The following is a 12,321-nucleotide window of genomic DNA, read 5'->3' as shown; positions in this document are numbered from 1 at the left end:
ACACAATACAGCGCACATGGAAAATAACATCAAGAACCACCTGAAAGCTTTGATACAGCTATCAATCATTGATAGAGATTTTGGACAACCAGAAAAGTCCTATGTATATACTATCGGGAAAGCGAATAGAGTACCTGAAAAGGAGATAGATGAGTTGGTAAATGAGGTGCTTAATACAAAGGAGAATAGTGAAGTAAACTTTCAGGGCCTTCTTTCTGAGGAGAGATTTGATTATCTATATGATGTGATTCAACTGATGAAGATAGATGGAGAGGTTTTCCTCACAGAAATCAGATATTGTGAAGAAGTCGCTGAGAAACTTGGGTATGATAAGAAGGTGGTAAAGAAAATGTCTTCGAGGATATACGGAGACCCATCAATAACAGGAAATAGAGAAGCCCTGATGAAAGAGGCGAATAAATTTTTGAAAAAGTAACCTAGATAACGAATATGAGCATCAAGTCAAAACTCAGTGTGCTGGTTCAGTTAGCAAACATCGATGGAGAGTTTGCTGGAGAAGAAAAAGACCTGATATACATGATTGGGAAGGCCAATGGCATTAGCGAAGAAGAGATCAACGATATGGTCGAAAACCCTGAGCCTATTCCTCCCTTGAGTACCCTCAGTGAGGATGATAAATTTGAATACCTTTTTCATTTAGTCCAACTGATGAAAATAGACAGTCAGGTATACTTATCAGAAATTAAGTTTTGTGAGGAGCTTGCAGAAAAGCTTGGCTTCAAACGAAATGTTATTTCTGAGCTTTCGTCAAGAATCTACAGTGATCCGACAATCACATCGGATGTGGCATCACTCAAAAGAGCGGTTAAAAAGCACAGGCACTAAACGTAGTTTACTAACCTAAACTGATAAGAAGGATCCGCGCAAGCGGATTTTTTTTATGTCTCTTGCGGGATCAGTTGAAATTTGGTGATCCCAAAATGCTGCTCCAGCTTAGAAAGAAACTCGTCCTCATTCATGATGCTGGACTCTGTCATTTCGCCTTTGTCATAAATCTTAAGTGCACGGTCCGTAAGCGTAACCCGACCATTGGGGGTAAACTGGCTGATCAGCTTTTTCTGAGTAAATGGTGATTCCGGTGATGTCTGGTGATAATCACACATCTCCATAAATTGGATAAGCTGACGCTCCTTGAGGGTGAAAATGTACTTAGATTCATAGTAGCTAGTATCTTTTGATACTTTCAGAATTAAGTTTTCATCCGGATCCGTATCAAATTTCCAATATCTAGTATAATCCATCTGGACCAGATTGGTTTTTATTTTGATTGGAGAAATGGGACCATCTCCAAACCCAACATCCACTAACCACTGATCATTATCCAATTCCACTACTATGGCCATGTGATCAAATGGTTTACCAAACACACCTTTTTCTTGGCTCCATACCTGTGCCGAAATTATGTAGCAATCAAAACCCAAGTGATATAGCAGGTGATAAAATAGCCCATTGAGTTCGTAGCAAAATCCACCCCTTCCCCTACTCACAACTTTTTCAAAAATTCGCTGATAGTCGAGTACAATTTTGCTGCGATAGTGAATGTCCAGATTTTCAAACGGGATCAAATGAAGGTGTGCTTTTTGAATTTCCTTCAGATAGCTCAGGCTTACTTCTTTCTGATCCACCCCGATCCTTTTCAGATAAGCATCCACATCTATTTTGGAAGCCTTGGGTCGATTTTGAAAAAAATTAAGCTTTCTCAATTTTTTATATTCAAGTCCTGTGTGAGGTTCCCAATCATGTTGTGAAGTGCTTGCTGCCAGGTCACATCGGCATCCCACTCACCCACATGTACATTTTTAGAAATATTTTGCCTTACGTAAAACTTATAGACCAGCGCATCCTTTGGAATAGTTTTTACTTTGGTTTGATCAGGCATTACGGGTATCACAGACACAAAACCCGTTTCACTCGGCAATACTTCATAATCCAGCATCTGCTTTACGGATTTGGCGGAAGCGTGAGCAGACCGTAACAAATATTGATAGCGGTTCCTTTTTAGTTCATCATCCGACATGGGGTCTATCATCACATACTCATATGGATAGGTCTTCATGATCTCCTCCAGCTCTGTATTCTTCATTCTTACCTCATCATTGTATGTTTTGATTCTTTGAGCAACTTCAGGGTCAGTCACCTTGGTGGAGTCAAGCATGGAAAAACGCTCAACAGCCAGCACACTCCTTCTTAGCTGTCCTGGGTAATTTTTTAGCAGCGTATTTTCTACGATCGAAATTCCTTGTAGATAATTGGGCTTTTCGGGAATTAAAAAATTCATAAGCTCCTGATCAGCTCTTCTGACCTCCCTTCCAACATTAAGTAACAAGCTATAGGTGTCGGACTCTTTTGCAAAAAAAACTTCAGAACCATCCTTTATCAATCGAGGACTTCCATCAAAGTCGCCCATTAATAAGCTGATTCCGTCGGCTTCCTTAGTTACAAAAAGGATGTTCTTGACTCTTCGTTTGCTCAGAAGATCCACATAGGCCAATCGTGAACTATGGCTTGCAGTGAAATCGTATTCATTCAAATAAAGAATGACATCCACGCCCATGGTCACAAACCCTTTATGTAGTTCAGCTAGCAGCTTTTCATGATCTCCCAACAAGGTGAAATCTCCCTTCTTAGTGGGTACCGAGAAGATAACGGCACTTCGCTCGCTGTTTAGCTTGGCGGGAATATTCTTTGACTTATTAAAGGAGACAAACTCATAGAGAGGAGTTTGACAAAATGTAATTCCTGAGATTCCCAGTGCGATTATGGAAATGAATATCCTCATTGATTGATAAACTAATAGCTAATTTTATAAAGTCTCAACTGATTATTGTCCCAATTTAGTATAAGTATGCAAACACGATGCACTTGGTGTGCCAACTCCTTCGAAAAATATGTACGCTACCATGATGAAGAATGGGGTGTTCCGGTTCATGATGATAAAAAACATTTTGAGTTTTTAGTACTGGAGAGTGCTCAGGCAGGACTTAGTTGGGCCACCATTTTGAAAAAGCGGGAAGGCTACCGAAAAGCGTTTGCTGATTTTGATGTCAAAGTGGTTGCGGAATATGGGCCTGGAATGGTCGAAGACTTACTACAGGATGCGTCCATCATTCGCAACAGGTTAAAGATTGAGGCGACCATAAACAATGCCAAGCGATTTATTGAAGTACAAAAGGAGTTTAAAACTTTTGATAACTACATATGGCAATTTGTGGGAGGTAAGCCAATTATTAATCAATGGAAAACAATGAAAGAGGTACCTGTAACCACTAAAGAATCGGATCAATTATCTAAAGACCTAAAAAAGCGAGGATTCAAATTTGTTGGGTCCACAACGATGTATGCTCACATGCAGGCTATAGGTTTAGTAAACGATCATACCGTGGATTGTTTTAGGTATGATGAGTTGAAAAACCAGTATCTTTAAATCACTATCTCACCATTTTACACATGAAAAAAATTACTCTACCAATTGCAGTCGCACTCATTTTGATTGCAATTTCAATTACTCAAAAAAGCGACAAGGAAAGCGTATACTTAAAAAACATTTCAAAGCTCAATGTTTCAAAATTAGATGGTCCGGAAAAATCCACTTTTCGTGATGTGCTCATGACCATGAACCCGAAAACAGGAGAAATCCCAATAAGAAATATTCAGCAAACTATTAGATCCAGAAAAGGCCGAGTTTCAGAAGAAAGGGACTTTCAATGGACACAGGTCAATTCAGAAATTGCCGGGAGAACCCGAACAATTATGGTTGATCCAAATAATTCCGATAAGCTATGGCTTGGGGCAGTCACCGGCGGGCTGTGGTATAATTCAGACTTTAGAAATAATGCAAAATGGGTCCCCGTCTCTGATGATTGGGAAAGTCTTTCAATAAGCAGCTTGACCTATGATCCAAACAACACCAGTATATTTTATGCAGGAACCGGAGAGTCTTTCACTTCTGTAAATATCTACAGAGAATCAACCTCTGCAGGTGTTGGAATTTATAAAACGACCGACGGTGGCACTACATGGTCTTTACTACCATCGACATCAGAGTTTCAATATGTTAATGATATTGTAGTGCGTGATGAAGGAGGCTCAAGTGTAATCTATGCAGGTGTTGCTTCCGGACTCTATCAGGGAAGTGTTTTTGGGTCCTCTCCGTCTGATGGCCTCTTTCGATCTACAGATGGGGGCACAACCTGGACACAAGTACTTCCCAACATTGCGGGTTCATCCGTACCGTATACTGTTAGCGATATTGAGATAGCACCAAATGGGGATTTGTATGTTGGCACCATGAGAAACTTAGCTATCGAAGGAGGAGGCTACATTCTTCATTCTACAGATGGAACAAATTGGACTGTAGAAGATAGGCATGTGCTACAAATGGAGTCAGATTTTGGTCCGGACATTAAACCAGGCAGGGTTATGCTTGCCTCTGGGGGCAATATGGTTTATGCTGTAGCAACAGGAGGGTTCCAAAATAGCTTTAATCAAATTAGAGATGGGGGTGATTATTACGATTATGAAAATGAAATTGCCTACATAAAAACCAGATTAATGTACAAAGACGGAGATGGAGGCTGGGCTGATTTGGAAATACCAAGATTCAATTGGGCATCTATCCCATGGCACGCGCTAGCTCTTGGTGTGGACCCCAATGATGATGACCACTTGATGATAGGGGGGCTAAATGCTCACGCACTTTCAAATGCGAGAGAGGCGGGCTCTTTAAGTTGGGTGGAGGTCAGTGACTGGTCATCGATGTACTACTTCTCTGATTATTTGATTCCTTATTATGGGTTGAGTGATGAAAACATAGACAGTGTGCAAAATCATTTTATCCATGCGGACATTCACTCTCTACTATTTACAGGATCATCCGATGAGTTGGTGGCAGCCACAGATGGAGGAGTTCAATACACCAGTGATTTAACCTTAGCTTTTGCAACTTTAGAAGGAGAGCGATTAAATACCTATCCAACGTTCAGCCACATAAACAACAGCCTGGCGACTACTCAGTATTATACCATTGCGCTTCATCCTGAAAAGGGAAATATGGAAGTCCTGGCGGGCTCTCAGGATAATAGTACGCACACTACAGAAAGTGGAAGCATTACATACGAGAGTATGATTGGAGGCGGAGATGGCGCTTATTGCTTCTTTGATAGAGATGACCCAAGCCTTAGAATCACCTCATCGCAATCGAATTCCTATAATGTTTGGATAAATGATGTTGGGTCGTTTTATGGATTAAGCTCTGGGACATTCATAAATCCTGCAGCTTATGATGATAGGTCCAACTTACTTTATGTAAACATGGCTGTTGATGGTGGTTATGAGGCATTGAACACCTGGCTCGAAGGGAGGTTCTTAGATACTTTAGGCATCATCAATATTAATGAGCCCCTTGGTAAGAATATGCTTGGACTTCAAGCGAGAGACACAATTAAGCTCGGAACCAATAGCACAGCAGCATTTTCAGCCCTTAAAATTTCACCTCATGATGAAGAGCTAAATGCCACAATGATCTTAGGTAATCAACTTGGTGATATCTATAAAGTGACCGGGCTTCCATATTCGCCATCGGCTACTAAAATTGATGATGAACAGCTTCCTGTAGGATATATTTCAGCTGTTGATATAGGGGAGAGCAACGATGAAATACTTGTAAGCTTTTCCAACTATGGTGTTACATCAGTTTGGTATACCAATGATGGTGGAGAAAACTGGCAAAACATTGAAAGGAATCTACCTGATATACCCGTGAGGGATGCAAAATTCAACCCCTTGAATAATGACAAAGTGATGATAGCCACTGAGGTAGGTATTTGGGGACTCGAAAGCATTAGTGATGAAACCGAAGAGTGGCAATCATATAATAACGGACTCCCAAATGTCAGAGTAGATATGTTTCAGTTGAGAGCTTCTGACAAAACCATTGCTTTGGCTACACATGGAAGAGGTGTTTTTCTAGGCACTTTTGATCAGGGAGAGCCATTCCCACTAAGCACGGAAGAAATTGCTCATCAGAAACAGCATGTATATCCGAACCCTACTGTAAATGAGATAAACTTTAGTTTTGAAATTGAGCAAGCAGCAGTATATTCCGTAGGAGGTGAATTGCTTTTAAGATTTACTATCCAAAACGGAAAGCTTGACCTTTCTTCTTTGCAGAAAGGGGTGTACTTCGTAAGAGCAGAAACACCCACCGGGGAATCTAAATCTTTCAAAGTCATCAAAAAATAGTTTTACTGAGAATTACATATTCGCCGTAACTTTACCTCCTAATTATTTTGAGCGGATGATTGAGAAACTGGAGGAAATAAAGCATCGTTTTGAAGAGGTAGGCCAGCTCATTGTGCAGCCGGATATTGTGACGGACATGGATAAGTATGGCAAACTCAACAAGGAGTATAAAGACCTTGAGAAGATTGTTGTCAAATACAAGGAATTCACCCAGGCGAGCAGCAATCTAAAAAATGCGAAGGAAGTACTGGCAAATGAAAAAGATCCAGAGTTTAGGGAGATGGCCAAGGCTGAGATAGATGAACTGGAGCCACAGATAGAATCTCTGGAGGAAGAGCTCAAGATCATGCTCATTCCGAAAGATCCAAACGACAGCAAAAACGTGATTCTCGAAATCCGAGCCGGTACAGGTGGGGATGAAGCGTCCATTTTTGCAGGGGATCTTTTCCGCATGTATAAGTCATACGCAGAGGATCAAAACTGGAATTTTTCTGTATTAAACTTCAGTGAAGGAAGTGCAGGAGGATACAAGGAGATAGTTGCTTCGGTGGAAGGTGAGGATGTTTATGCCAAGTTAAAGTTTGAGTCTGGAGTACACCGGGTACAGCGTGTTCCCGCTACAGAGTCGCAAGGAAGAGTTCATACATCAGCCGCTACTGTGGCTGTTTTGCCAGAGGCTGAGGAAGTAGATGTAGAACTGAATATGGGAGACATTAGAAAAGATACTTTTCGAGCATCAGGAGCTGGAGGTCAGCATATCAACAAAACAGAATCAGCAGTGAGGTTAACTCACGCACCATCCGGCCTTGTGGTAGAGTGTCAGGATGGACGATCGCAGCATGCAAACTATGACAAGGCGCTAAAAGTTCTGCGATCCCGGCTATATGAAATTGAGCTTCAAAAGCATAATGCGGAAATAAGCAGCCAGCGAAAAAGCATGGTGGGTTCCGGGGACCGCTCCGATAAAATCAGAACTTATAATTATCCTCAAGGGCGGGTTACAGATCACCGTATAGGACTCTCGGTCTTTAATCTACCAAACGTCATGAACGGCGATATTGAAGAGTTTATCGAACAACTTCGTATTGCAGAAAATGCAGAGATAATGAAAGAAGAGGCGGAATAATCCGTTTTAATCCAGATGCGAAATCTCATTCTTATTTTACTGGTATTCTTATGCTGGACGGGCTGTTCCACTCAGGATGAGACTGTTTCGTTTGACCCGGGCTTATCGCTTGTATTTAGTAATGACTCTGTGTCTTTTGACACCCTTCTGTCCAACAGAAGAAGCAGCACTCGACGGCTAACAGTTTATAATCCAAATGAGGCCGCAATTCAGCTTTCAGAAATTGCACTGGGTAAAAACCAGAGCTCAGATTATAAAGTGATTATCAATGGAAGGGAAACCAACCAACTGATCAATGAGCGAATTTTTGGAGGCGATAGCATTTTCATTTTGGTGGAGGTCAATATCAACCCCCGCAATCAAAATTTGCCATACATTGTCAAAGACTCGATCGTCTTTAGATGGAATACCAATGAGGAACACGTGAAGTTGATATCGTATGGGCAAGATGGAAATAAGATCGGTAAGTCAACAATTTGTGATGAGACCTGGACGAGTGATAGACCCTACATTATTTCCGATACAGTTGTTGTAGCCCCGGGCTGTCAGCTCACTATTGAGAAGGGAGCCAGAATTTATTTTGAGAATGATGCGGGCATGTTTGTTCAGGGATCATTGAAAGCGATTGGAGATTCGGCGAACCACATCATTTTTCGAAACACACGATTTGATGGGGTTTACGATCAAGTGCCGGGTCAGTGGGATGGCATCTATTTTTTAGAGGGGAGTACAAGAAATGAGGTGGCATTTGCAGAAATCTTTAATGGGCAGGTTGGTCTTAGAGTAGGGACTCCAGATGATGATAATGACCCTGATCTCACCGTGGAAAATACGGAGATTTATAACATGAGTCTTGCGGGTATTTTGGCTTTCACTTCGGATGTAGTTGGCACCAATTGCCTTATCTACAATTGTGGAAACTACCTTGTTGGCGGCTTTGCCGGAGGCAATTACGCATTCTACCATAGCACTTTTTCCAATGAGCCAGCACTTTTTATTCAGGATGAGCCCACTGTTCAATTTTCCGACAATCTGGTGATTGGTGAGAATGAGCTTTTGACGGCAGACCTGAATCTTGAGCTTATCAACTGTATTGTCTGGGGGACGGCAGAAGAAGAGCTGTTGATTAATAATGGTGGAGGAGCTGCTGTGGCTGTTAGTTTGCAAACTAACATCATTCGATCGGGTGAAACCATTTCTAATAACTTCACTTCCCAGGAGTTTAACTTTCCTGGGTTTAAAGACACATTCTTAAATGACTATCGCTTGGATACTTTGGCTTTTGCCAAGGATAAGGGAACAGAAATAGGTGTCGGAATTGATCTATCGGGGGCATCAAGGGACGACACACCGGATATAGGTGCTTTTGAACGAATCGATAAAGAGTAGGCAGTCATCTAATTCATATCTTCCTTTAAGTTTATTATTGCTATATTTTGTTGATTAGTAAACCAGTGTGAAGACAACCAGCGTTATAATTCTTTTTCTATCTATCGCTTTTGGTGCTCAAGAGCAAAGCGATAGCTTATCAGCTCTTCTTGAAAATAAGCAGGGGAGCGAACGTATAGATGTCCTTCATCAAATCGTCATAGATGTCTGGCTCAATTATCCGGACAGGGCAATGCAATATGGTGAGGAGGCACTTAAACTTTCAGAAGATTTAGGAGACTCTATTCTAATATCCAAGTCCCTACGCCTCATTGCCGGAGTATATTACTATAAGGGAGATTATGAGCACTCACTGGAGTACAACAACCGAGCCTTTGATCTGGCGGTTTTGTTGAAAGACTCCTCACTGATGAATAACGGCTACAACAACATTGGGCTCCTGTACTACAACCTGGGAAGCTACCAAACAGCACTCGAATATTTGCTCCGAGCCAAACTGATGAAAGAAAGTATAGGTGAGACTTATGGTATGGCGACCACCTTAAATAATATCGGGCTGATCTACCATAGGTTGGGGGATTTTAAAGAGGCTAGAAAATATTTCAGAGAGGCGTTCGCCGTTGCAGAACAAATGATGAGAGATGATGACAAGATTTATTCTCTAAATAATGTTGGCATTACTTATTTGAAGGAAAACAACCTTGATGCTGCAATGGATCATTTTAAGAGTGGGCTGGAACTTGCCCAGGAAGTGAAAAACATAAATTGGGGAGCTGTTTCTTTAAGGGGAATCGGTGAAGTTATGATGAGGCGAGGCGATATGGACTCTTCTCATCTGCTGTTTTCAAAATCACTTAGCGATAGTGAAAGCATAGATGACAAAAAGGGAATTTCAGAAGCATATTTTTTACTGGCTCAACATGCGCTGAGAAGAGGTAATACTGAAGAAGCCATTCAGTATTTAGACTTGAGTAATGAAAAAGCCTTTCAGCTTCAGCTTCGCCAACAAAGACTTGACAACCTGAAACTATACTCAGAGGTCTACAGAGATGAGGGAAACACACCCTTGGAAATAAAGTATCTAAATGAATACATAAAGCTGAGAGACTCCCTGTTTCAAGATGTCGTAACAAGAAACCTGAATCTTGTCCCCCTGAAGCTGAAAGAAGAGGCAGATAGATATAGGCTGACCCAGCAACAGGCGGAGTTTCAGAATCAGCTGCTCACCAACCAACTGTTTGCCATCATTATTATTATCACAGTGCCATTGCTCGTGGTAATGATTGTCTTATTGCGGAAAAATGACAAAAAGAAGCGGGAGTTGGAGGAATACAATGAGGAGCTTAAACGAACGCAAAAACTTCTGATAACATCGGAAAAAATGGCATCCTTGGGTGTGTTGGCAGCAGGGGTTGGTCATGAAATAAACAACCCGCTCAACTTCATTAAAAATGGAATCGAGGCGGTTTCTAAGAAAATAAGTGAGAATAAGGACATAGATGATGAAGAGTTGAAGTCATATTTCAAGATCATCAATGAGGGCGTAGATCGGACGGCCAACATCGTAAAAAGTTTGAGTCATTTTAGCAGGAGAGCGCCGGGCGCAAATGATAGATGCAACATCAATGAGATCATTGAAAACTGCCTGCTCATCCTTCATAATAAAATCAGGAATCGAATTCGGGTTATCACCAACTTTACCAGCCAGAGTGCAGAGCTCAAAGGGAATGAGGGGCGCTTGCATCAAGCCATGATGAATATCATTTCCAATGCCGAGCAGGCGATAAAGGGAGAAGGAACCATAGAAATAACCACGCGCAGGAAGAATGATGTGATGGAAATATGGGTAGAGGATGATGGCGAAGGCATTCCGGAGGAAAACCTTTTAAAAATAAGTGATCCATTTTTCACCACTAAATCCCCTGGAGAAGGCACAGGCCTGGGTCTCTTCATCACATTTTCTATTGTAGAGGAACATAATGGACATATAGACGTAAAATCTAGTCCTTCTGAAGGCACTAAGTTTATTATTACATTACCTTTATAAGGGATGAGTGAGAAACCTGCAATTCTGTACGTCGATGACGAGGAGGCGAACTTGTTGTTATTCCGGATTTCTTTTGAAGGAGACCGAGAGGTACTAGTGGCCAATACTCCCGAAGAAGGACTCGAAAAACTAAAGCAAAATCAAGAAAGAATCCGAGCGGTGATAAGCGATATGCACATGCCAAGGATGAATGGCGTTCAATTCATCAAAAAAGCGCAGGAGACCGTCAGCAATATCCCGTACTTTATACTCAGCGGCTATGCATTCAATGACGAGATAGATGAAGCGATGCAGGAAAAAATTATTCGAAACTTTTTCACAAAACCGTTTAACCGTTCAGAAATAGAAGAGCAACTGAAAGCAGCTAGCGGGTTTTAATCAACCGTCACTCTCCTCCTCTTTTCCCAGCAGCCTTTCTTTTTTCTCTTTCAGGCTTTCGCTCGCCTCTTCCAAATTCAGGCGAGCTTTCAATCGATTTAAAATTCCTTTCCCTATAGATAAAGCCCGATCGCTAAAAGTGAGCTCCTCAGTATTTGCTGCTTGCTGGGATGGCTTTTGTTCAGGTTTAATGAGGTATTTGCTAGTAGATGCAGTATCCACCACAATTTTTTGTGATTTGGCAGAGAAAACAATCCCTAAAACCAAAAGTACGGTGATGAATAGCTTGGAACTCAATGCAACGAATTATTTTCGATGTTCATCAATATTAGTGTAAACAAGGAATATTGGAAAGAATTTGTAAAAACTGTTGCAGAAAACTTGAAGCAGAGTTTAAGTTTTGCCCCACATGCGGACAGGAGCATAAGGACAAGGTAGTGCACTTCAAGCAGTTTATTCTCGACTTTCTTGGCGATTATTTCACTTTCGATTCTCTCATTATCCGAAGCGTGAGACCGTTATTATTTCACCCGGGCTTTCTTACGAATGAATTTATAGTAGGTAGAAGGGTAAGGTATATTCCTCCCCTTCGGATGTTTATCTTCATCAGCATTATATTCTTTCTCGTTTTAGGTTCTGTTGATCAGACAGTTGCAGTAGAGAAGACAGAAGAAGCGGAGTTTTTGGATTCCTTTTTTAGTGTCTGGTTTCCGAGACTCTTTTTTTTACTCTTACCCCTGTTCGCACTTTTCCTATATATACTATTTCGAAAACCTGGCAGATTTTATCTCACACATTTTATATTCTCAGTTCACTTCCATGCTTTCATTTTCATAGTGCTTACGGTGATGGTGGTGCTGATAGATTACATTTTTCCATCAAGTGTTTTTCTAAGCCAGTGGTCACTGATCATAACCATTTTACTTCTTCAGCTCTATTTAATGATCGCGCTAAGAAATGTATATGAGCAAAAATGGCTAACCACATTTTTCAAGCTCATTATAATAAACATCATGTACATAACTTCGGTGATGATCATATTCAGCGGAATTGGAGCGCTGATCTTTTACCTGTGATATTCCGATACCGAAAAAAGTACACCTTTGAACTCACGCTCTTT

The 12,321-nt window shown here is 41.2% G+C and carries 12 protein-coding genes; 9 read left to right on the top strand and 3 right to left on the bottom strand.

The annotated features are described in order from the left end of the window. The first annotated feature begins 16 nt into the window (after positions 1-16). Together ACEQZT_RS06325 and ACEQZT_RS06320 are read left to right on the top strand one after the other, a co-directional pair. On the top strand, positions 17-436 hold the full coding sequence (locus tag ACEQZT_RS06325) for a TerB family tellurite resistance protein (protein ID WP_370088359.1): 420 nt from the start codon (positions 17-19) through the stop codon (positions 434-436). Between the two features lie 14 nt (positions 437-450). Continuing rightward, positions 451-846, top strand: coding sequence for a TerB family tellurite resistance protein (locus tag ACEQZT_RS06320; protein ID WP_370088357.1), 396 nt, complete (start codon positions 451-453; stop codon positions 844-846). Positions 847-899: 53 nt separating this feature from the next. Here ACEQZT_RS06320 and ACEQZT_RS06315 read toward each other — a convergent pair whose 3' ends face one another. Continuing rightward, the gene (locus tag ACEQZT_RS06315) at positions 900-1,724 is read right to left on the bottom strand and encodes an arylamine N-acetyltransferase (protein ID WP_370088355.1); all 825 of its coding nucleotides are present in this window, start codon (positions 1,722-1,724) and stop codon (positions 900-902) included. Further along, positions 1,721-2,800, bottom strand: a complete 1,080-nt coding sequence (locus tag ACEQZT_RS06310; RefSeq protein WP_370088353.1) for a hypothetical protein — start codon at positions 2,798-2,800, stop codon at positions 1,721-1,723. The genes ACEQZT_RS06315 and ACEQZT_RS06310 overlap by 4 nt, the downstream gene beginning before the upstream one ends. A 66-nt stretch (positions 2,801-2,866) precedes the next feature. On the opposite strand from ACEQZT_RS06310, the gene ACEQZT_RS06305 reads away from it, so the two are divergent. The 6 genes from ACEQZT_RS06305 (at position 2,867) to ACEQZT_RS06280 (ending at position 11,201) form a co-directional block, all read left to right on the top strand. Then, complete coding sequence (locus ACEQZT_RS06305; protein ID WP_370088351.1) at positions 2,867-3,445, top strand: DNA-3-methyladenine glycosylase I; 579 nt, start codon at positions 2,867-2,869, stop codon at positions 3,443-3,445. A gap of 23 nt (positions 3,446-3,468) precedes the next feature. Beyond that, a complete protein-coding gene (locus ACEQZT_RS06300) occupies positions 3,469-6,261 on the top strand; it encodes a T9SS type A sorting domain-containing protein (RefSeq protein ID WP_370088349.1) in 2,793 nt (930 codons plus the stop codon). A gap of 55 nt (positions 6,262-6,316) precedes the next feature. After that, positions 6,317-7,387 (top strand): peptide chain release factor 1, encoded by a 1,071-nt coding sequence (prfA, locus tag ACEQZT_RS06295; RefSeq protein ID WP_370088347.1) that lies wholly within the window; start codon positions 6,317-6,319, stop codon positions 7,385-7,387. Between the two features lie 15 nt (positions 7,388-7,402). Further along, the gene (locus tag ACEQZT_RS06290) at positions 7,403-8,776 is read left to right on the top strand and encodes a hypothetical protein (protein ID WP_370088345.1); all 1,374 of its coding nucleotides are present in this window, start codon (positions 7,403-7,405) and stop codon (positions 8,774-8,776) included. Positions 8,777-8,843: 67 nt separating this feature from the next. Beyond that, the gene (locus ACEQZT_RS06285) at positions 8,844-10,823 is read left to right on the top strand and encodes a tetratricopeptide repeat protein (protein ID WP_370088343.1); all 1,980 of its coding nucleotides are present in this window, start codon (positions 8,844-8,846) and stop codon (positions 10,821-10,823) included. Between the two features lie 3 nt (positions 10,824-10,826). After that, positions 10,827-11,201, top strand: a complete 375-nt coding sequence (locus ACEQZT_RS06280) for a response regulator (RefSeq protein ID WP_370088341.1) — start codon at positions 10,827-10,829, stop codon at positions 11,199-11,201. Here the strand turns inward: ACEQZT_RS06280 and ACEQZT_RS06275 are convergent, their stop codons facing one another. Continuing rightward, the gene (locus tag ACEQZT_RS06275; RefSeq protein WP_370088339.1) at positions 11,202-11,498 is read right to left on the bottom strand and encodes a hypothetical protein; all 297 of its coding nucleotides are present in this window, start codon (positions 11,496-11,498) and stop codon (positions 11,202-11,204) included. Positions 11,499-11,548: 50 nt separating this feature from the next. Between ACEQZT_RS06275 and ACEQZT_RS06270 the strand changes: the two genes are divergently transcribed. Next, a complete protein-coding gene (locus tag ACEQZT_RS06270; protein WP_370088337.1) occupies positions 11,549-12,277 on the top strand; it encodes a DUF3667 domain-containing protein in 729 nt (242 codons plus the stop codon). Positions 12,278-12,321 lie beyond the last annotated feature (44 nt).

Origin of the sequence: Ekhidna sp. (assembly GCF_964218185.1) — a bacterium.
In the GTDB taxonomy this organism is placed as follows: Bacteria; Bacteroidota; Bacteroidia; order Cytophagales; family Cyclobacteriaceae; genus Ekhidna.
Note: the sequence above shows the minus strand (reverse complement) of the source record. Positions and strands in the feature narration are given on the sequence as shown.

Excerpts from the sequence above, each read along its gene's own strand:
- ACEQZT_RS06325 (WP_370088359.1), top strand. The coding sequence starts at position 17 with ATGGAAAATAACATCAAGAACCACCTGAAAGCTTTGATACAGCTATCA.
- ACEQZT_RS06320 (WP_370088357.1), top strand. The coding sequence starts at position 451 with ATGAGCATCAAGTCAAAACTCAGTGTGCTGGTTCAGTTAGCAAACATC.
- ACEQZT_RS06310 (WP_370088353.1), bottom strand. The coding sequence starts at position 2,800 with ATGAGGATATTCATTTCCATAATCGCACTGGGAATCTCAGGAATTACA.
- ACEQZT_RS06305 (WP_370088351.1), top strand. The coding sequence starts at position 2,867 with ATGCAAACACGATGCACTTGGTGTGCCAACTCCTTCGAAAAATATGTA.
- ACEQZT_RS06300 (WP_370088349.1), top strand. The coding sequence starts at position 3,469 with ATGAAAAAAATTACTCTACCAATTGCAGTCGCACTCATTTTGATTGCA.
- prfA (WP_370088347.1), top strand. The coding sequence starts at position 6,317 with ATGATTGAGAAACTGGAGGAAATAAAGCATCGTTTTGAAGAGGTAGGC.
- ACEQZT_RS06290 (WP_370088345.1), top strand. The coding sequence starts at position 7,403 with ATGCGAAATCTCATTCTTATTTTACTGGTATTCTTATGCTGGACGGGC.
- ACEQZT_RS06280 (WP_370088341.1), top strand. The coding sequence starts at position 10,827 with ATGAGTGAGAAACCTGCAATTCTGTACGTCGATGACGAGGAGGCGAAC.